The following is a 19,030-nucleotide window of genomic DNA, read 5'->3' on the forward strand; positions in this document are numbered from 1 at the left end:
ATGAACAACCCAACCGTTTCTCGCGCCATCTTTTTACTGGTGACGGCCAATTTGCTCGCTTCCCTCTCGGATGTGTCACTCAAAATCTTGAATGGCGAAGTGCCCACATTTCAATATGTGTTTATTCGCCAGTCGATCAGCCTTGTGCTGCTATTGCCTTTCTGGCTTCGTATGGAGAAATCGCAGTGGAAAAAGGGCTGTGACTGGATCACCTTTTGGCGCGCGCAACTGATCTTACTCGGCAGCGCGTGCGCCATGATAGCGATCACCCATTTACCACTGGCGACCGCCAATGCCATGTTCTACGTTGGCCCACTGCTGGTATTGCCTCTGGCCTTTATCTTTTTGGGGGAACGCCCTGCCGCTGGGAAAATTGTTGCAACGCTATTGGGCTTTGTTGGTGTGCTGATTGTGCTGCGCCCAGAACAGTTTCATTGGGCGGCGATTGTGGCATTGGGCAGTGCGTTATCCATGGGCGTGGGCAATATTCTGATCCGCAAAGTGCCTGCCGATCAGTCGCTGATTTCCACACTTTTTTGGACCACTTTGATGACGCTGCCCTTTGCTTTTGCCCTCGCCTACTGGCAATGGAGCGCGATTCGCCTCGAGCATATTTTATGGATTGTGGCGATCAATCTGTTTGTGCTCGCCTACCACGCTTTGGTGGTGAAGGCATTTCAGCAAGCCCCGGCAAGCCAGATCGCTCTGGCCGAATATTCTGGCTTGGCGTTTGTCACCTTCTTTGGGGTGATTTGGTTTGATGAAGTGCCAGACAGTTACACCGTTTTAGGCATTCTGCTGATCATTGTGCCTATGATGCCCATCCGCTGGAAACATTGGCTTAAGGGCAAAAGACACACAGTGGTGAGTAAGGGTTAAGCTGTTCAAGAGGAGACTTACCATGGTCATACTTCTGGATGGAAGGCAGTTAGACTTCTGTTATAAGAAAACCATCTTCACCGGCAAAATCAAATGCCATTCGAAGCAGAAGGAAAAATGTAACCTGTCAATTTCATAAGACTTCCTCATGTCTCTCAAAATTTTGCTTGAAAATTTAAACCTGAAATACGATGAATTAAAGTTAGCTGAATGATAACGAGGGAATAAGGAGAAGTCGGTGACCACACTAAGGGTTTTTCAGGAATCTGAGATCATATTCAATGAAGAAGAAGCAAGAGAAATTCTCATTCGTTTTTTTCCAGCGAATAGAAATGAAATCATGGCATCATCTATCACAGTTGAGTTGAGAGGTTTTGCTCAAGCCCTTCTTTTAGAAGCTATTGATGCCTCATATTCAATTGGGATTGTGCAAGGATTATGGAAATCCACACTTAATCCAAGAGCGCCATTCAAAAAAATAATAGAGAAGCTAATAACTTCATTGGGTCCTCACTTTTTTCATCATGCGACTACGCAGGATCTCAGAAAAGTGGAGATATATCAGTTTGTAGTAGATGCTTTGACGATAAAATTCCAACGTGTATTTATATTGAAGTTATCTGGTATAGCAAACAATAAACCACTTATTCTGCCTAATTATGATCAAGTCATTAGCAAACGAGTATGGACATAGCATGCCAAAGAAAATTATCTTCGCCGTACTGGTGATTTTGAGTGTACTGATAATTACGCGGCCAAGGGAAGAGACACTTTTAAGATGTGCTATGTTCGGTCCTATGAAACTTTTTAGTAGTGACACATGTATGGCTTATTTTGATGTGTTTGGATATTCAGATAATGTGTACCAAGACCTTCGTGAAAACTTCGATGTAGCTTCTCTTCTTAGCTTGAGTCCAGAACGTAAATATTACTTTGCTCAGCTATATTTAGACAACGGTAACGATATTAATCAAAAATTAGATCAAGGCATGCCGATACACGGTGCAATCCTTAAAGATGATCTGGAAGAATTTTATTGGTTACTCGAGAAAAACGCTGATCCAAGTATTGTTGATCACTTAACTGATTTAGATGCTTATGACTTTATTGACATCATGATCAAAAAACAACCAACCCCTAATCGTTTGGAAATGCATAAAGTTTTAGAACGTTATAAACAGTCGTTGTAGCGATGAATTTACGTTTTTCAATATCGACATCAAAGTTCATTAGAGTTAATAGAGAGTACTGGTCTTATTTTTTCATAGTAATTAACTTTGTATATATCACAGTTAATTGACGATCTATACACTTACTTTGGTTCACAACGCATTTTGGTGTAATGACAAGTTAACCAAGTTCCCCCTCTCCCAAAAACAAAAGCCAGCATTTGCTGGCTTTGTATTAGTTCCCGAAAAAGTAATGATGACTGAGTGCTTAGTCGATCAGCGAGCGTACGTACTCGGCGATTTCTGGCACTTGGCAGTTTGCGAAGAAGCACTCTTGGAATTGTGCACCGCCAACCGCTGTTTTCACCAACGCTTGGTCAATTGCACGTAGGCCTTCAACCACATCTTTCGCAACCGCTGCTTTTACGTTGTTTAGGATCGCCGCATTCGCTTGCTGTGGTGCCGCACGCTCGATTGGGTAGCCTTCACCACGGTTACCAGTGAACGCTTTTTCGAAGATGTAACGAACATTGAGCTCGCCTGCCCAGCCAAAACCTTTTGCAAACGCGAGAGAAATGGCATTGCCGTTGTTGATTTGGTTGAACAAAAACGCATCCGACGGCTCTAGGCAGTAGCCACATACCACGCCTGGGTGTAGGTTGCTCGACATCATTGCGCCTTGGCCAGTGCCACAACCGGTTACCACAAAGTCTACCGCTTTTGAGTTCAGTAGAATGCTTGCCATGATGCCTAGGTGGATGTAAGTCAGGTGATGGTCATTTTCATCTTTCATGCCGACGTTGAATACGTCGTGGCCTAGGCCACCTGCTACGCTGTTAAGCTCTGCTGCAACCATCGCGTTTTTCGGTGCTTGGCTGTTTTCCATCATTAGTGCAATTTTCATCTGTTACTCCCGCGGTTAAACCGCAATTCAAAAATAAATCTTAAACGAAATCTTTACGCATTGGGGTGAAGGTATCAATCAGTACACCCGCTTCTAGACAAACACAGCCATGTTCGATGTTTGGCTCTTTGTACATAGTATCGCCTGTTTTGACGATTTTTTTCTCATCGCCAATGGTGAATTCAAACTCACCCGATAACACATAAGTCAATTGCTCATGGGGATGTGAGTGCATGGCACCAATCGCGCCAGTTTCAAAATGCACTTCCACCGACATCATGTTGTCGCTGTGTGCCAGCACTTTGCGTGAAATGCCTTGGCCAAGATCTTCCAGCGTAATGTCTTGATTAAATACAAACATGCTTCACCTATCTGTCTGTTTTACTCGTTAATCGGCACCAAATGCTGCCGATGTAACCGATAAATCGTGATGAGGTTGGTGGCGATCACTGTCATCTCTAACAAGGTGCCGCCAATGGAACCCACTAAAATGTTATTGATTAACCAGCAGGTCGCTCCAACCAGAAAACCAATCCGCATGCGGATACCGTTCAACACGAATAATGAATAGGTGCCAATCACTGTCCCTAGAATTGGCCATAATTCCCACCAGTGTTGCGCCATCCACACGCCGCTAGTAACACCGATGACAATAAAAAATGCGGCTACCCATCTCGAGGAGGTAAAGATCGAGGTGGTGGTGCGCAATGCAGAAAGCAGCGCACTGAGTGCAGATACCATCGATCCTAGCAGCAAAAAATGGAGAAGATGATTGAGATTGAACACCAACATTAGGATTTTCAAATGCCTGTCATTTTTCTGGTAAAAGGTGGAGATTCCCAAACCAAAACTGAGAAACCCTAACGCTTGTGCCAAATCAATCTCGACCATCATCTTCTCACAATTGGGTTAGCGTGATAGCCAGCCACCATCTACCGCAACGGTGTAACCGTTAATGTAGTCAGACGCTTTCGACGCAAGGAACACACAAGGACCAGCCAAATCTTCCGGTGTGCCCCAACGGTTTGCAGGAATGCGCTCTAGGATTTCTTGGTTACGTTGCTCATCAGCACGCAGTGCCGCTGTGTTGTTGGTTGCCATGTAGCCCGGTGCAATCGCATTCACGTTGATACCGTGTTTTGCCCACTCGTTTGCCATAAGGCGAGTCACACCCATTACGCCACTCTTAGACGCAGTGTATGAAGGAACGCGGATACCACCTTGGAAAGAAAGCATGGATGCGATGTTGATGATCTTGCCGCCTTCGCCTTGTGCAATAAATTGTTTCGCTACCGCTTGAGACATAAAGAACACGGATTTGATGTTGATGTTCATAACGTCATCCCAATCTTGCTCAGAGAACTCGATCGCGTCGTTGCGGCGGATGATGCCTGCGTTGTTCACCAAAATGTCGATGCGGCCAAGCTCAGTCACTGCGCGATCAACGATTGAAGGAATATCATCTAGTTTCATTAGGTTAGCGCGGATATCGACGAACTTACGTCCCGTCGCTTGGATTTTTTCCATTGTTTCTGTTGGTTCACTGATGTTCACACCAACGATATCGCAACCTGCCTTTGCTAAACCCAGCGCCATGCCTTGACCTAAACCGGTGTCACACCCCGTGACGACTGCTACTTTGCCTTGCAAGCTAAATGAATCAAGAATCATGTAATGCATCCTCTAGAATACTGAATGAAGTGAACCGACGTTTTGGTTGTTGTTCACTGTGGTAGGGCAAACATAACAGCAAAATGGCCACGCTCGCAAATATTTTTGAAAAGACGTTTCAAAAATATTGATGAATGTCTTGTTTTACTAAAACGAACTAAGTGAGCGGTTTCAAAATTATGAAAAGGTATTTTAAAAATAGTGGTGATACAGAAAATCAACGATATAATGGCAAAAAACACAACTAAAGAAGGGAAAACAATGGAAAAGTCGACACAGCCAGAAGCTGTTTCGTCAGTGATGAAGGTGTTCCACATCCTTCAAGCACTGGGTGAGCAGAAAGCTATTGGCGTATCAGAATTGTCGCAACGTCTTATGATGTCTAAGGCAACCACTTACCGCTTTTTACAAACCATGAAGTCACTTGGGTATGTTTCTCAAGAAGGCGAAGCGGATAAGTATTCACTCACTTTAAAAGTGTTTGAGCTGGGTGCTCGCTCACTGGAATACGTTGATCTGATCGAATTGGCCGACAAAGAAATGCGCCAAATCTCTCAACTGACCAATGAAGCGCTTCACTTGGGTGCACTCGATGAAAACGCGATCATCTACATCCATAAGATTGATTCCGGTTACAACCTGCGCATGCAATCGCGCATTGGCCGTCGTAACCCTCTTTACAGTACTGCTATTGGCAAAGTGTTGCTTTCCGAACGTGAAGAGAGCTTTATCCGTGAATCTCTTGCCGATGTTGAATTCATCAAACATACAGAAAAAACACTAGAAAACACGGAACAAGTGCTTGAAGAACTGGCGAAAGTGCGTGAACAGCATTTTGCAGAAGATAACGAAGAGCAAGAACCGGGTTTACGTTGTATCGCGGCTCCGATTTATGATCGTTTTGGTCAAATCATTGCGGCAGTATCTATTTCATTCCCAACCATTCGTTTTGATGAAGAGCGCAAAGATTACTATGTGGGTCTGCTTCATCAAGCGGGTAAGAACGTTTCTGAGCAGCTTGGCTACCACAGCTACCCTGCTTAATGATTGACGAGCAGCCCTCGGGCTGCTTTTTTTGGCGCAATATCAATTGATGAAACGCCGTTTTAATTTAGAGGTGAGCGATGGGCACATCCGTGACTCCAAACATTGTTGATTTCCTAGTCCGCATTGATCCGTTTGATAAATTGCCAAAGGCTTTGGTTGAATCCCTTGCCAATTCGGTACAGATCAAATATTTGGTGAAGGGAGAAACCATCAGTTTTAGCTCACTTTGCGAAACGCGTTATCTCTATATCATTCGCACGGGCGCGATTGAACAGCGCACGCCAACGGGCGATCTTCGTGCTCGCCTCGGCCACGAGGATCAGTTTGGCTTTACCTTCCTCGCCCCTCTCGATAATGCCGAAAATGGCTATCAAGCCGAAGCCATTGAAGATGCCCTGCTCTATTTGATCCCGCATCACCAACTGAAGAAAGTGTGCGACTCGCACCCTGAGTTTGCCGACTATTTCGCGGCGCAAGCTAACCTGCGCTTGAGTTCGGCGGTCAACTTCGTCTGCCAGAAAGAAGAAAAAGGGCTGTTTTTCCGCACGGTCGGAGAGATCGCCAGCGAAAACATCGCCACCGTGCAGGTGACGGATTCGATTCGGGATGTCGCCCTTGCCATGTGCGGTAAACAGCGCAGCTCTTGCGCAGTGGTGATGGATGGCAATGACATTGTCGGTTTGGTGACCGACCGCGATATGACGGCCTCCGTGGTAGCGAAAGAAAAAGATGTCAGTGAGCGCATTGAAAGCGTTATGACGCTGAATCCAGTATTGATCGAAAGCGATGCCAAAGTGATCCAAGCGATCTCCCTTATGCTGCAATACAACATTCGCTGCTTACCTGTCGTGAACCACGGTAAAGTGGCCGGCTTGCTGACAACCACACATTTGGTACACAACCACCGCACCCAATCGCTGTTTTTGATTGAGAAAATCAAATACGCCAGTTCGCTGAACGCGCTGGCGGCGTTAAAAGAAGAGCGCCAAACCATTTTCCAAGCATTGGTCGAAAGTGGCGTCAGCGCGGAAATCCAAGGCAAAGTGATGTCGATGATCATGGATGCCTTTACCCGTCGCATTATCCAACTCAATGAAGAAGTGCTGGGCGCGCCTCCATGCGATTACGCTTGGATGGTGGCGGGGTCGCACGCGCGCAATGAAGTGCACATGCTCTCGGATCAAGACAGTGCTATCGTCCTTTCCGACGACGCGACCGAAGAACACAAGCTCTACTTTACCCATTTGGCGATGCGCGTGTGTAATGGGCTCGCTGCGTGCGGCTATCCGCTCTGCGATGGCAAATACATGGCGGCGTCTCCCAAATGGTGCCAGCCTGTCTCACGTTGGAAAGAGTATTACCAAAAGTGGGTGGCAAGCCCGGAATACAACAAACTGCTCTCCATCAGTGTGTTCTTAGAAGTTCGCTCAATTCACGGCAGCCGTGAATTGGTGGAGCAGATCCAACAGCATCTACACCATTGCATTCAGCAAAGTCCGAGTTTTATTCCTGCTTTGGTGCGCGATGCGATCGACACTCAACCGCCATTGGGCATTTTTAACCATTTGGTGCTCGAAAAAGGCGGCCAAAACAGCAACACGTTAAACATCAAGAAATACGCACTTAATCTCATCATCGATCTAGCGCGTATTTTCAGCTTGGCCGCAGGTGGTTCCCTAACCGGCACCGAAGAGCGGTTCCGTTTTGCGGTCGAACACGGCACCCTATCAAAAGGCAGTTGCGACAACATCATTGGCGCCTATCGTTTCATTACTCAGGTACGTTTTCGTCATCAGTTGAATGCCATTTTGGCAGGAAAAACACCCGACAATCATATCTCTCCGGATGAAATCAGCAGCTTTGAACGCAAACACCTCAAAGATGCCTTTAAGATCATCAGCGAGTTGCAAGATGTCGCCAAACTGAAGTTTGTTAAAGGCTAGATGATGATAAAGAAATGGTTCAAGCGCTGGGACACCATGCCCAGCCAAGAACAGATACGCCAACAGATCGTCGTTGAATCGGCGTGGCCCGAAGCGCTGCAAAACTACCTGAATGCGCCGCTCATTGCACAAGAGACGCCACTTCATCAAGTCTCGTTTCTTGCTTTGGATTTTGAAACCACTGGGCTTGACGCAAAGCACGATAAAATACTGTCCATCGGTATGGTGGATTTGACGCTCGAAGGTATTAACCTCTCAAGCGCAGAAGAGATCCTGCTCAACCATGGCGCGTACATTAAAGCCGAATCTGCGCGCATTAATGGCCTAACGCCACAGGCGCTGGAGCAAGGTTGCTCGCTAGAGCAAGGGATGATGCGTTTATTTGAACGTGCGCAAGGCAAAGTTCTGCTCGCGCACAGCGCAATCATTGAACAAGGTTTTCTCCAAGCCTTTGCTCAACAACATTTTCAGCTTGCCAAATTGCCTTGCCACTTCGTGGATACACTGCAAATTGAAAAGCGCTTTAGCTACGCAGGGAAAAGCGGCCAACGCAGCAGTTTTCAACTTGACGATTTACGTCGTTGTTATCACTTACCCGATTACCATTCTCATTCGGCCGCCAGTGATGCCTTGGCCTGTGCGGAGTTGTTTATCGTGCAAAGCAAAAAACTCGATCTGAATAAACAACGGCAGTTAAACACGGTTTTGTGCTCCATATAACGTCAAACCCAATCACGCTGTTTATCCATGCTCGTGGGTATTAAGCACCATCTCTTGCTCTTAGAAAAAAGTCGACGGCAGCGCAAATCTGCCATTGCCTTACAGCGACCTGCAACAACCAATCACTTTGGAAAAGACACACTGCAAACGTTAATTATTCCAAGATGTTATACCCAATGGGGGATTAACGTTTCTAAAGGATGATTTTTGTTTTGCCTCAAACTTAAATAACCATACAAAATGTAAGAATATATTTATTTCCCACTTTCAGATTTAAATACCATATATGAATTACTTAATAGAGATATGTTCTTATTTAACAATAATGTCGCACTGTTTATGAGAAATCACGCCAATTACATAAAAGTTAAATTAAAACAACAATTTATAATTTCGCAAAGTTTCAAAAATATATGAAACGGAGATAATAAAAACAATTTAAATATCATGTATTTGAAATGTAAAGACACTCTCATAAATAGGTTTCATACTCTGTTTTATTGAAAATGTGCACTGGCTCGATTTAATTAACTTCAATACATGAATGCGAAATAAATAATGATTCATGTCAAAAATAATTTTGCCATCGGCCTCTAATAATAAATCAGTCAAAAAGGATTTATTATGGAGAAACCATGAGCCAACACGAATCATCTAGCTATCAGTCTCGTCGTCGCAAGGCGAACGAGTTTTCTACTCGATCGGAATACTTAGAACATGAACTGAATATTCTCTCCTTTAAAAAATGGCGTGTACATCTGCCTTTCCGCGACTTTGGTATTGAAATTGAAGACTGGGTGCCCGCTATTGCAGCCACTATTGGTAAAGTGGTGATGGTCACCGCAATGGTGGCCGCTTTCGCCGCCCAATTTGGCCTTTCCCCTGAATTTGTTGCTGAAAACGTACGCTATGAGTTGATCATCGCGGGTCTTTTGTTTGTTATCTTTTTTTCCGCGATTTTAAACCCTAGAGCCAACTTAGCCGGCACGCACGGGCCCATGATTCCATTGATTCCACTTGTTGCCGCAGCGGGCGGACACCCACTCGCTCTAGGCATCATGGTTGGCGTGTTTGGTTTGATCCTCAGCGCCACCAAAGGCGGCTCAAAACTGGTTCGCTTAACCGGTGAAGGGGTTCGCGGTGGATTGCTGATTTATTTAGGCGCGGTGGGACTGATTAGCCAACTGAGCAAATTTGAAAGCTGGTCAGTGACCTCTGGCATGGAGTCGGTCTCATTTGTGGTCATCTCCACCACCATAGTGATCTACGCCTATTTGGCGAAAATTGAAAAACGCTGGTTGGCGATCCCATTGTGCTCGCTGATTGCAGGCGTGGTTTCCTACCTAATGGGCGTGCCGTTTGAGTTCACCACAGAGCCTGGCTTACCGAACATGAGCCCATTCTACTGGTGGGGCGAAGAGACAGGTTGGCAGTTAGGTTGGCCTGAGTTTGAGCACTACATTGCGGTGATTCCTTTCGCGATTTTGGCTGTCGCCATGTGGTCACCCGATTTTCTTGGCCACCGCGTTTTCCAAGAACTGAACTACCCGAAAACCGCCAAAGATGCACTGATGGATGTGGACGACACCATGACGGTTTGTTCAATTCGTCAGATCATTGGTGCTGGCCTTGGTGGCGGTAACCTCGCATCGTCTTGGGGAACGTACATGATCCCAGCAGCGATTGCCAAACGCCCCATCCCAGGAGGCGCTCTGCTTACGGGTATTCTGTGTATCGTTGCGGCTGTGCTGGGCTATCCGATGGATCTGGCGATGTGGGAACCGGTACTGCGCGTTGCTCTGTTGGTGGGCGTATTCCTGCCGCTACTGGAAGCGGGCATGCAGATGGTACGTAACGCTCGTAACTCGCAAAGTGCGGGGATTTGTATGTTTGCTTGTGCGCTGGTTAACCCCGTTTTCGGTTGGGCAATTACCATGCTGCTCGACAATACGGGCCTCATTGGCAACCGCGAGCGCAGCGAAACGTTAAACCGCACTGACCGTTTAGGCATTCCACTCGCAACCGTATTGGTTTGTGTTGGCGCGTTAGCCGCTGTTGGTCAATTACCGGGCATTCCTGCACTTCTTTAATGCTGGTTTTTGCCGAAAGATCCGCTCAAAGGGCGGATCTTTTTCTTTCTGAATGCTCCATCAGATTAGCCAAACTGATCCGCCATTAGTTTGATTCAATAGACTTCCTCTCTTTTGCTTCCTATGCTGCGGTGACGCATATTTCGTCACGCAATACAAGGAAAGATCATGACCGGCATTACCGATTTACAGCACCTACTTCAATCGATGTCTCCACAATTGGTTGAGGGCGACTATGTTTTTTGCACCGTCGATGGTCCACTTAAGGACTATCTACACCTTGACCCCATCGCAACGTTTCGTGAGCAAGAAGGGCTCACTTTGGTGCTCGAAGCTCAGCAAGCCGAACAAGCCGGATTGACTACCGATAGCCGTTTTTGTTTGATTACCCTCACTGTCCATTCAAGCTTAGAAGCCGTCGGGCTAACCGCCGCTTTTGCCAGCAAGCTAGCCAGTTATGGCATTAGCGCCAACGTGATTGCAGGTTATTATCACGACCATATTTTTGTACCAAAAGGAAAAGCTCACGAGGCAATGAGCGCACTCACTGAGTTGACTGCGTAGAAAAATTCGCCAAAGCCCCCGCTTTGAAAAAACCGTTGCGATAATGTTAGAGTATAAAAAACGGTTATTCAGGATAAGGATATATGAAGACACCCACCCCAAAGCTTTCATTACGCATATTGAAAAAAAGTGATTACGAGCAAGTGGCCAGTTTAATGGATTTGGTTTTTCACGACGTCGGCGGGGCTTGGCCAAGAATGACCATAATGGATCTCATTCATCAGTTCCCTGATGGACAAATCTGCATAGAGGATTCCGGTAAAATCATTGCGGCAGCGCTCACCATCAAAGTGGATTATAACCGCTTCTCTCTCCCCCATGTATATACCGATATCATCAATGAAAACAATGTAATACAACACAAATCAAATGGTGATGCCTTGTATGGCCTCGACGTATTTGTTCACCCGGATTATCGCGGGCTACGTTTGGGTCGAAGACTGTATGAAGCGCGAAAAGAGCTGTGTCGAAGCAATAACCTCAAAGCCATCTTGGCGGGTGGTCGAATTCCCGGATACAAGCCATACGGCGGAAAACTGCCTGTGGCAGAGTACATAGAAAAAGTCTCACGCAAAGAGCTTCATGACCCAATACTCTCATTTCAGCTCTCAAACGATTTCGATGTGAAGCGCATCATGCGCCATTATCTTCCCGAAGATGACAGCTCACACGGTTACGCAACGTTACTGGAATGGGACAACTTCTTTTATGAAGAAGACGTCTATTCCGTTCATGACATCGAGAAAACGATTGTTCGTATCGGCATTGTGCAGTGGCAAATGCGCATGGTGAACGATTTGGAAGACTTGTTGGATCAGGCGGAGTTTTTTATTGATTCGCTGTCAAAATACAAAGCGGATTTCGCACTCTTTCCGGAGTTCTTTAACGCGCCTTTAATGGGATTGGCAGAAGATCAAAACTCTGTTGAAGCGATTCGCTTCCTCGCCTCGTTCTCTGAGCGTGTCAAACTGACCATGTCTCAACTTGCCGTGACCTACAACATTAATATCATCGCAGGCAGCATGCCTGTTTTAGAAAACGGCCAGCTTTACAACATCTCTTACTTGCTTCGTCGTGATGGCACGATTGAGTCCCAACATAAAATCCACATTACCCCACATGAACAACGAGACTGGGTTATTGATGGCGGCGACAAAGTTTCGGTGTTTGACACCGATGCGGGACGTATTGGGATTTTGATTTGTTATGACAGTGAGTTTCCCGAGCTCGGACGTATGCTGGCTGAACAAGGCGTGCAGATCATTTTTGTTCCGTTCTGGACGGATACCAAAAATGGTTATCAACGTGTGAGAATTTGCTCCCAAGCGCGCGCGATTGAAAATGAATGTTATGTCGCCATTGGTGGTAGTGTTGGCAACCTGCCTAGGGTCGATAACGTCGATATCCAATACGCTCAATCGGCAGTGTTCTCACCTTCAGACGTGTTCTTCCCACACGATGCCACCATTGCAGAAGCAAGCCCAAATACGGAAATGATCATTTTTGCCGATGTGGATTTGGATAAACTCAAGCAACTGAACATGGAAGGCTCAGTGACCAACTTACGTCATCGACGAATGGATCTTTATGGTGGATTCACTCAGAAAAAAGAATAGATACAAACCAAGCCATTGACACTTGTGATGATTGCTCTTTTTTATTGGTGCTTTAGCATAAATAGGTTATAAAAACGCTCAACAAACCAATGAGTAACAGCTTGATGAATCAGTGGATTAATTTTGAACAGTGGAGTCAGTACATTCCTTCTGACTCCTTTCTCTTTAAACTCCTTATGGCGCTGGTGCTGCTCGCCGCGTATCAGGTTGTCAAAAAAATCACCAACCGTGCGGTGGCCAATTTAGCCCTCTCAAAGGGCGTCAATAAGGCAAGGCAAAGCTTTATTCAACGAGCGTTTAACACCGCGTTGCTGTTCCTGTTCGCCTCGATTTTTTCGGTGACCGCAGGAATCGGATACGGCGATGTGTCGCTGTTCCTCTCTTCCATCTTTGCGGTCTTAGGGGTCGCCTTCATTGCTCAGTGGTCAATCCTGAGCAATGTCACCGCCAGTTTTTTGATCTTTTTCGTCTTCCCATACAAAGTGGGCGATCGAATCAAAGTGGTGGAGAAAGATGAAGACATCAGTGGGGAAATTCTCGATATCAGCATGTTCCATGTGCTGATCAAACACGATAATGGCCATGTGATCACCTACCCCAATAACTTGATGCTGCAAAAAGCGGTGCTTAAGTTAGGGCAAAAACCGCCACAAAACGCCAAATCAACCGCTCGTTTGTACACACGAATCAAGAAGAAGTAACGCGCAACCTTGCCGATACACCAAAAATAAAGCCCCATTCTCGTGTCGTCGATTTATCGGCCGAGAATGGGGCTTTTTCATTGTGCTATTGGGTTAGTTGAACGTCTTGGTCAGTTTGAAAAATAGCGTCTCACCACTGCTGTCATCCACACCATCATTGTCAGTTACCGCGTAGCCGTGGCCATTCACATCAATCGCGAAACCTTCAATTTTATCGGTGACATATCCCTTGCTGGCTTTGAGATGCTGCAGAAAATCGTACACCATCTCTTTTTGTGCGACAGGCAAAGGAGAACCAAGTTCTACTGGCTTAAGATCGGCGAGTGAGACACGGTACAAACGTTTGATCTTCGCCTGCTTGCCAAGCTGATTATCACGTTCAATGACATAGAGATTGCCTTGATACGCCGTAATTTCAGACAAGCCGACCCAGCCTTTATCACTCTGCTCTAGCGGATAACTCACTGCGCCCCACTGGCGAGTTTTAGTGTTATAGCTCAGCAATTTAGTGGTGTTTTTCGCATCATCTTTCCACGGTCGCTGCAACGCAATCCACAATACATCGTCAACGCGTGTAATGCCTTCTGCGCCATAGCGCGTTTGGTGCTTGAGTAGCTCTTGAGGGAACAATACTCGCTCCATCACTTCCCCCTGCGCGTTAACATGCACCAGTGCGTGTGGAATCGCTTTTTTCTCATTGCCTTCAGAAGCTAGCCAGAAGCCGCCCTTTCCATCGGTGGTGATCCCTTCGAGGTCGAGTTTTTCGGCTGCTTTTCCATTCTCGGTCACTCTTAATGCCTGCCTAATCACTGCAGGCTGAGCAAAAGCATCAATAGTGAAGATGGTTGGCTGAGCAGAGTAAAAGCTGTCATTCACTGCGTAGAAAGTCGCGGCCTTTTGGCTATCCGCCACCAGCCCAGATAATGCTCCCCAACCAATTGGCGCGTTATTTTTGTCATTGGCTGAGACAATTTGCGGATAATTGGCCACCCCTGACGATAATTGATAGATCATCACATGAGATCGAGCGCCGCCGTCTTCCACCAAATCGGCTTCATTGGCGGTCACCAATAGATTGCGCTGCGGAATGGCAATGGCGGATTCTGGCGCAATACCTGAAGGCAACAACTGTAACCACTGCGGTTCACGCCCAGTGTCTTTATACACGCCCACTACCGAACCCCGTTCGGAGAGCACAAAGATATAACGCTGGCCGTTAAAGGTCGCGACCTCCAACCCTTCTGGTTCAATGCCTTTTTTACCAGAACGTTTTTCAGGATAATGGCCCGCACGTATCACTTGATGCTCAAACGATGCGCCACTTTCGAATAACACATCGCCACGCTGGTTGAAGATGGTAAAACCACGCGCTCCGCCTTGATAATCGCCTTCGTTGGCAATCACTAAGCGCTCGTTGTCTAACCATTTCACCGCATCCGGCTCGCGGCGTACGCCTTTTTGCTCACCCGTGAAGGTCAGCGCCCCCTCTTTCTTCACATCAATCTGGGTAAGATCCACACTGCCTGCGGAGAAATGATTAAGCACTTTTGCGCTCGCCGCATCAACGATCACCATATGGTTGTTCTCTTGCAAAGTGACGGCGATTTGGTTGGCATCGTTAAATGCAACAAATTCGGGTTCCGGATCATCAGCACCAATGGTCGCTAAGCCCGTTAACTCAACACGTTTGGCGCTTTGGCAATCTGGTTTGCCTTGTTTGGTCTGCAAGATGACCAAATAACCTGCTGGCAGTTGTGGCAGAGCGCCATCGTTCAGCTCCTCGTCGCGTTCGTTTTCGATCGCTACTGCAATAAACTGACCATCTTTCGACACGGCCACCGAATCTGGCTGACCACCTAAATCACACTGGTCGGTGATTTTACGGCTGTTTACAGATACCACCGCTAAGTAACCAGAAGGTTGCGTATAACTTTTCGAGGTATTCACGCCAGCGATGGCCCAATTATCAAACGCAGCCACCGAAGTGGGCTCACCGTTGAGTGAGAGAAAACCCGCCGCTTTGGGCTGATCGGCTTGTTTAATATCGACAAAACCAATGCCACCCAGTGGGCTGTCAGAATAGATCAGCGTGTTGCCATCAGGTGTTACCGTAATAATTTCCGCAGACGTTGTTTTTTGCTTATCAAACCTCGCAGGTAGGTTGTCTGCCACGGCAAAACTGGCAATACGCTTAAAGCTTTCGGTGGTGCTAGACCCTTCTGCTGCACTCGCGAACGTGGTCAATGAAGCCCCCAAAAACATCGCCGCCGTGACACTTTGTCGCAGCAACGAGCGTGGAAATAGATGAGCCATATAAATATCCTTATCAATGAGAAAATGACGCTACCGTAGCGGGAATTTATGACAAATGCGTGAGCATATGATGGCATTTTTATGATGACCAGTTGCAATCTTAAAGGCGTGGCACACTCTGTGATGAAAACAGTGATGATTCAGTGTGAGAGACGTTGACGAGGGTGGGTTAATGACGACATGACGGCAAGCGTGTCAAGCTCATGGCTGAGCGCTAAATAATACCAATCAAAGCAAAGTCCGCTATTGCGCAGGTTAGAGAAGCGCCCAAAGTGTTCGAATCCCAACTTCATTAAGTTTTGGTTCGACGCCAAGTTCTCCGGTTTGATCACCGCGTATAACAGGGCCAAACCTTGCTCACGGGCATAATCGATGCGCATTTGAGTCAGGCGCTTGGCAATACCTCGCCCCTGATACTCAGGTAAGACATACAAATGGCCAATTTCACCGATGGTTGGCTGAGTCAGAGTTTTGATCGTCGCAACAGCAATCACTTGTTCACCATCCAGCGCCACTGCCACGCAGTAATCGTGAGCAAGATTAATGGGGGTCATCAGTCGCTTCGCGTTCGGCAAGGTGTTCAGATGAGCTTGTGCCTCAAGCAACTGAGCAGAATTGGGATGAAGTTGATAGTGAATCGACACCGATGCAGTCTCCAACGAGCTTATTGAGCTCCCTCAATAAGCTCTATTGCGAACAAAAACTAAGGCAGCGCTTGTGCCTCAAACGTGGCAGGCACAATACGAGAACCATTGTTCTCTACAATTTCCATTATGCCTAAGTGTAGCTCCTGCGCAGCCACTTGGTAGACGGGCAAACTTTTGCTGCCAATGTAGGCAAACACGTTGATTTCCAACCCATGCGCACCAAAGCCTCGAAAGGTGACTCGCAACGGTTTTTTATCCACTTTTTCGTGATTTTCCAGCAGCGCTTTGATCTCTTCGATGATGGTTTTCAACTGTGCTGTGGTGGTGCAGTAATCCAAACGAATATCGGTTTTAAAGCGAATTTTCTCTCGCTCGGAGATGTTTTCGATCTCCATTTCCGCCAGTTTTGCGTTGGGCACGTGAATCACTGTGCGGTCAATAGTACGCACTCGGGTGCAGCGTAAACCAATCTCTTCAACGGTGCCTCGGATGCCGCCAAAGCTACACAGGTTCCCCACTTTCACTGGCGCCGCAGAGTAGAGCGTCATGGTGCCAATGAAGTTCTCTAATGACTGTTTCGATGCCAGCGCCAGTGCCACGCCACCAACTCCCATACCAGCCAACAACGCCGTTGCATTGAAGCTGTGGTATTCCATCCATGACAGTACCGCAAACACCAACAAGATAATGCGGAAGAAAGTGAGAAATGGCCTGACCATCGCTGCGCTTTGCTTGTTGCCTTTGTCGATTAGCCGCTCACGCATCGCGTATTGCAGCAGACCAATCAACGCCCAACCTAGCCACAAACTGGCGAGGAAAAAGAGATACCCATTATCGATTAGCTCCCGCGCTGTCACGGTTAAGGTGGTGTTTGAGAGCAGAGAGTGATCCAACCCTAGTGCAAGGAAAAACAGTAAAGGCCCGGACAACAAATTAGCCAGATCATCTTTCATCTTCATTTTACTGCGGCGAACAAGCCAGCTCGCGAGCAGGGCAAATGGCGTGATGACTAAAAAGGAGGCGCCAAGATAAGCCGAAAGCAGCGCAATCTCCCACAGATTCAGTTTGAAAAGGTACCCACGTGGCACGTTGTCGATGAACCATTCACTCAGTGGCCCATAACCCAACTCTTCATATAATTTGGGAACCATGGTGACGGTCGCGTTCGACACTTTCCAAATTTTCCCCAGGCTTTTGCTCGGTACTTGCTGCAGCAACAAGGTAATTTCGGCGTCTTTAATGGTGATCACGCCAAAAGAGTCACGATACTCAGGCAAAAAATCATCATCGGCACCCGCAGGCGAATCACTGATGTCTTGTAAGTTGATCCAGACATTGCGCTCAATTATCGCATGCAACTGCCGAGCATATTCTGCCCCTTGCTGAGGATTTAGATGAGAAGGTAAGTAACGCATATCAAGGTATTTAGCGGCTTTCGCATAATCTTGCGCATAAGCGGCCACCAAAAAACCATTTAGAGCACCACGGGGCGTATCACGCTGTAAAGGGTCTTTATACTGATAAGGCAAAGTCAGATTTGCGTCTGTTGCGGCCGGAGCGCTGCTCGCCTCTTCCGTCATATTGAGCAATAAACTGCTCGGGATCGCTTGAACAATAGGAGAAAAAAAGCCAATAACGAGGAGTAGCACTCTAAGCGCGTTCAAAACCATGTCACATCCATTTGGGTTAGCATTCACAGGCGAATTTTATAGTTGCAATCTCGCGCTGACCAGAAATAGTTAATAATGTTAATGAATTGCCATCTTCACGCGTCGCAAGAGACAAAATGCACGCAAGTTAATGTGCACTTTTCATTAAAAATGAAAATAAATTGAAAAATATGAACATGATATTCGTATGATTAAACGTAAAATCCACATATAAAGTAAGCATAATTTCAACAATTCTGGAATCTATGATTACTGAATTTACATTTTAACAAAGGTAACAAAGGTGTTACTTTACACAGCGCTGGTCAGACTGATTCGAAGCGTCCAATCCCTTGAAAGCTTCTTGACAGGAACAAAATGGATTTTTTGGCGACCATCTCCAAAATGAATAGACACACCAAATATGGTGCCCTTTTTGCCCACGTAACAGCCTATACGTGGGCTTTCTTTTTGCCTGTACCTCAACATTTACGTCTTACAAAAACGCATTACATTAGAGGCGAAGAACAACCAAATCCATTACGACTTAGTTTGATCCACTTTCTGACACTTAATGTGCACTAACTGTTCTTGTTCTTCTTTAATGTGCTTCACGAGTTTAGCGTCACGCTCTTCAATCGCTTTTGCATTCTCTTGGTTAATGCTGACGATCGCTTCTTTTTTCATGGCACTCATGTCGTATTTCAGTTCTTCACTCCATTGAGTTGTTTCAAGGGAATTAGCCTGTACTACGGACGATGCTGCAAGGATTGCAATCAGACTAGGAACGAAGAGAATTGAACGTTTCATATTTATTTCCTCACGCTTTGGATTTTTATTACCAACTGCATTCTAGATTGCACTATGCGTGCCAATTTTATAAACAATACATATCAATCACTTACAGTCATGCAAAATATCAATCAATCGAAGCGTTGGCGAAATTTACAAACTGTGTGCAAATTTTACCAATTGTTTCCAACTCACTTTTGCATCGGTGATGCTCACAAAGTGTTCTACCTGCTGATTCACATGCTGATGATCTTTTTTGTGGTGCTATCTAAAGCGTAGAGGCTGTTGTCACTTTGTGCTCACCGTAAAACGCAAGGCATAAAAA

General features: G+C 46.3%; 18 protein-coding genes. 10 read left to right on the forward strand and 8 right to left on the reverse strand.

The window, feature by feature from the left end; translation table 11 throughout:
• The 3 genes from PQQ36_RS04390 (at window position 1) to PQQ36_RS04400 (ending at window position 2,069) form a co-directional block, all read left to right on the forward strand.
• Complete coding sequence (locus tag PQQ36_RS04390) at window positions 1-879, forward strand: DMT family transporter (RefSeq protein ID WP_409374490.1); 879 nt, start codon at window positions 1-3, stop codon at window positions 877-879.
• A 238-nt stretch (window positions 880-1,117) separates the two neighbouring features.
• Window positions 1,118-1,573, forward strand: coding sequence for a hypothetical protein (locus PQQ36_RS04395; protein ID WP_047111037.1), 456 nt, complete (start codon window positions 1,118-1,120; stop codon window positions 1,571-1,573).
• Between the two features lies 1 nt (window position 1,574).
• On the forward strand, window positions 1,575-2,069 hold the full coding sequence (locus PQQ36_RS04400; RefSeq protein ID WP_152665834.1) for a hypothetical protein: 495 nt from the start codon (window positions 1,575-1,577) through the stop codon (window positions 2,067-2,069).
• Between the two features lie 247 nt (window positions 2,070-2,316).
• Here PQQ36_RS04400 and PQQ36_RS04405 read toward each other — a convergent pair whose 3' ends face one another.
• Genes PQQ36_RS04405 through kduD form a run of 4 tightly spaced genes read right to left on the reverse strand, consistent with a single transcriptional unit; the run spans window position 2,317 to window position 4,623 of the window.
• Entirely contained in the window at window positions 2,317-2,952 is a 636-nt protein-coding gene (locus PQQ36_RS04405) for an RpiB/LacA/LacB family sugar-phosphate isomerase (protein WP_015728301.1), read from the reverse strand.
• A 40-nt stretch (window positions 2,953-2,992) separates the two neighbouring features.
• Window positions 2,993-3,313, reverse strand: a complete 321-nt coding sequence (locus PQQ36_RS04410; RefSeq protein ID WP_011152624.1) for a cupin domain-containing protein — start codon at window positions 3,311-3,313, stop codon at window positions 2,993-2,995.
• Between the two features lie 20 nt (window positions 3,314-3,333).
• Window positions 3,334-3,846 (reverse strand): YgjV family protein, encoded by a 513-nt coding sequence (locus tag PQQ36_RS04415; RefSeq protein ID WP_011081823.1) that lies wholly within the window; start codon window positions 3,844-3,846, stop codon window positions 3,334-3,336.
• Window positions 3,847-3,861: 15 nt separating this feature from the next.
• Window positions 3,862-4,623, reverse strand: a complete 762-nt coding sequence (kduD, locus tag PQQ36_RS04420; RefSeq protein ID WP_011081824.1) for a 2-dehydro-3-deoxy-D-gluconate 5-dehydrogenase KduD — start codon at window positions 4,621-4,623, stop codon at window positions 3,862-3,864.
• 261 nt (window positions 4,624-4,884) lie between these two features.
• On the opposite strand from kduD, the gene kdgR reads away from it, so the two are divergent.
• The 7 genes from kdgR (at window position 4,885) to PQQ36_RS04455 (ending at window position 13,304) form a co-directional block, all read left to right on the forward strand.
• Window positions 4,885-5,667 carry a DNA-binding transcriptional regulator KdgR gene (gene kdgR / locus PQQ36_RS04425; RefSeq protein ID WP_011081825.1) on the forward strand — a complete coding sequence of 261 codons (783 nt, stop codon included), beginning with the start codon at window positions 4,885-4,887 and terminating at the stop codon, window positions 5,665-5,667.
• A gap of 80 nt (window positions 5,668-5,747) precedes the next feature.
• Window positions 5,748-7,613: a DUF294 nucleotidyltransferase-like domain-containing protein gene (locus tag PQQ36_RS04430; protein WP_273660403.1), complete on the forward strand. Its 1,866-nt coding sequence runs from the start codon at window positions 5,748-5,750 to the stop codon at window positions 7,611-7,613.
• A gap of 3 nt (window positions 7,614-7,616) precedes the next feature.
• On the forward strand, window positions 7,617-8,333 hold the full coding sequence (locus PQQ36_RS04435) for an exonuclease domain-containing protein (RefSeq protein WP_045619429.1): 717 nt from the start codon (window positions 7,617-7,619) through the stop codon (window positions 8,331-8,333).
• Window positions 8,334-8,968: 635 nt separating this feature from the next.
• Window positions 8,969-10,423 (forward strand): DUF3360 family protein, encoded by a 1,455-nt coding sequence (locus PQQ36_RS04440; RefSeq protein ID WP_047111048.1) that lies wholly within the window; start codon window positions 8,969-8,971, stop codon window positions 10,421-10,423.
• A gap of 168 nt (window positions 10,424-10,591) precedes the next feature.
• Window positions 10,592-10,987, forward strand: a complete 396-nt coding sequence (locus tag PQQ36_RS04445) for an ACT domain-containing protein (protein ID WP_011081829.1) — start codon at window positions 10,592-10,594, stop codon at window positions 10,985-10,987.
• Between the two features lie 83 nt (window positions 10,988-11,070).
• Window positions 11,071-12,603 carry a bifunctional GNAT family N-acetyltransferase/carbon-nitrogen hydrolase family protein gene (locus PQQ36_RS04450; RefSeq protein WP_011081830.1) on the forward strand — a complete coding sequence of 511 codons (1,533 nt, stop codon included), beginning with the start codon at window positions 11,071-11,073 and terminating at the stop codon, window positions 12,601-12,603.
• Between the two features lie 104 nt (window positions 12,604-12,707).
• Window positions 12,708-13,304, forward strand: a complete 597-nt coding sequence (locus PQQ36_RS04455; RefSeq protein WP_225470400.1) for a mechanosensitive ion channel family protein — start codon at window positions 12,708-12,710, stop codon at window positions 13,302-13,304.
• A 93-nt stretch (window positions 13,305-13,397) separates the two neighbouring features.
• On the opposite strand, the gene PQQ36_RS04460 is transcribed toward PQQ36_RS04455, so the two are convergent.
• The 4 genes from PQQ36_RS04460 to PQQ36_RS04475 form a co-directional block, all read right to left on the reverse strand.
• A complete protein-coding gene (locus tag PQQ36_RS04460; RefSeq protein ID WP_225470401.1) occupies window positions 13,398-15,617 on the reverse strand; it encodes an esterase-like activity of phytase family protein in 2,220 nt (739 codons plus the stop codon).
• A gap of 140 nt (window positions 15,618-15,757) precedes the next feature.
• A complete protein-coding gene (locus tag PQQ36_RS04465; protein ID WP_011152634.1) occupies window positions 15,758-16,261 on the reverse strand; it encodes a GNAT family N-acetyltransferase in 504 nt (167 codons plus the stop codon).
• Between the two features lie 59 nt (window positions 16,262-16,320).
• On the reverse strand, window positions 16,321-17,934 hold the full coding sequence (locus tag PQQ36_RS04470) for a mechanosensitive ion channel family protein (protein WP_273660405.1): 1,614 nt from the start codon (window positions 17,932-17,934) through the stop codon (window positions 16,321-16,323).
• A gap of 519 nt (window positions 17,935-18,453) precedes the next feature.
• Complete coding sequence (locus PQQ36_RS04475; RefSeq protein WP_011152636.1) at window positions 18,454-18,723, reverse strand: hypothetical protein; 270 nt, start codon at window positions 18,721-18,723, stop codon at window positions 18,454-18,456.
• Window positions 18,724-19,030 lie beyond the last annotated feature (307 nt).

The sequence above is a fragment of the Vibrio sp. CCUG 15886 genome (assembly GCF_028570825.1).
GTDB lineage: Bacteria > Pseudomonadota > Gammaproteobacteria > Enterobacterales > Vibrionaceae > Vibrio > Vibrio vulnificus_B.

Excerpts from the sequence above, each read along its gene's own strand:
- PQQ36_RS04455 (WP_225470400.1), top strand. The coding sequence starts at position 12,708 with ATGAATCAGTGGATTAATTTTGAACAGTGGAGTCAGTACATTCCTTCT.
- kdgR (WP_011081825.1), top strand. The coding sequence starts at position 4,885 with ATGGAAAAGTCGACACAGCCAGAAGCTGTTTCGTCAGTGATGAAGGTG.
- kduD (WP_011081824.1), bottom strand. The coding sequence starts at position 4,623 with ATGATTCTTGATTCATTTAGCTTGCAAGGCAAAGTAGCAGTCGTCACG.
- PQQ36_RS04430 (WP_273660403.1), top strand. The coding sequence starts at position 5,748 with ATGGGCACATCCGTGACTCCAAACATTGTTGATTTCCTAGTCCGCATT.
- PQQ36_RS04450 (WP_011081830.1), top strand. The coding sequence starts at position 11,071 with ATGAAGACACCCACCCCAAAGCTTTCATTACGCATATTGAAAAAAAGT.
- PQQ36_RS04460 (WP_225470401.1), bottom strand. The coding sequence starts at position 15,617 with ATGGCTCATCTATTTCCACGCTCGTTGCTGCGACAAAGTGTCACGGCG.
- PQQ36_RS04415 (WP_011081823.1), bottom strand. The coding sequence starts at position 3,846 with ATGATGGTCGAGATTGATTTGGCACAAGCGTTAGGGTTTCTCAGTTTT.
- PQQ36_RS04405 (WP_015728301.1), bottom strand. The coding sequence starts at position 2,952 with ATGAAAATTGCACTAATGATGGAAAACAGCCAAGCACCGAAAAACGCG.
- PQQ36_RS04470 (WP_273660405.1), bottom strand. The coding sequence starts at position 17,934 with ATGGTTTTGAACGCGCTTAGAGTGCTACTCCTCGTTATTGGCTTTTTT.
- PQQ36_RS04410 (WP_011152624.1), bottom strand. The coding sequence starts at position 3,313 with ATGTTTGTATTTAATCAAGACATTACGCTGGAAGATCTTGGCCAAGGC.
- PQQ36_RS04390 (WP_409374490.1), top strand. The coding sequence starts at position 1 with ATGAACAACCCAACCGTTTCTCGCGCCATCTTTTTACTGGTGACGGCC.
- PQQ36_RS04435 (WP_045619429.1), top strand. The coding sequence starts at position 7,617 with ATGATAAAGAAATGGTTCAAGCGCTGGGACACCATGCCCAGCCAAGAA.
- PQQ36_RS04445 (WP_011081829.1), top strand. The coding sequence starts at position 10,592 with ATGACCGGCATTACCGATTTACAGCACCTACTTCAATCGATGTCTCCA.
- PQQ36_RS04440 (WP_047111048.1), top strand. The coding sequence starts at position 8,969 with ATGAGCCAACACGAATCATCTAGCTATCAGTCTCGTCGTCGCAAGGCG.
- PQQ36_RS04400 (WP_152665834.1), top strand. The coding sequence starts at position 1,575 with ATGCCAAAGAAAATTATCTTCGCCGTACTGGTGATTTTGAGTGTACTG.
- PQQ36_RS04475 (WP_011152636.1), bottom strand. The coding sequence starts at position 18,723 with ATGAAACGTTCAATTCTCTTCGTTCCTAGTCTGATTGCAATCCTTGCA.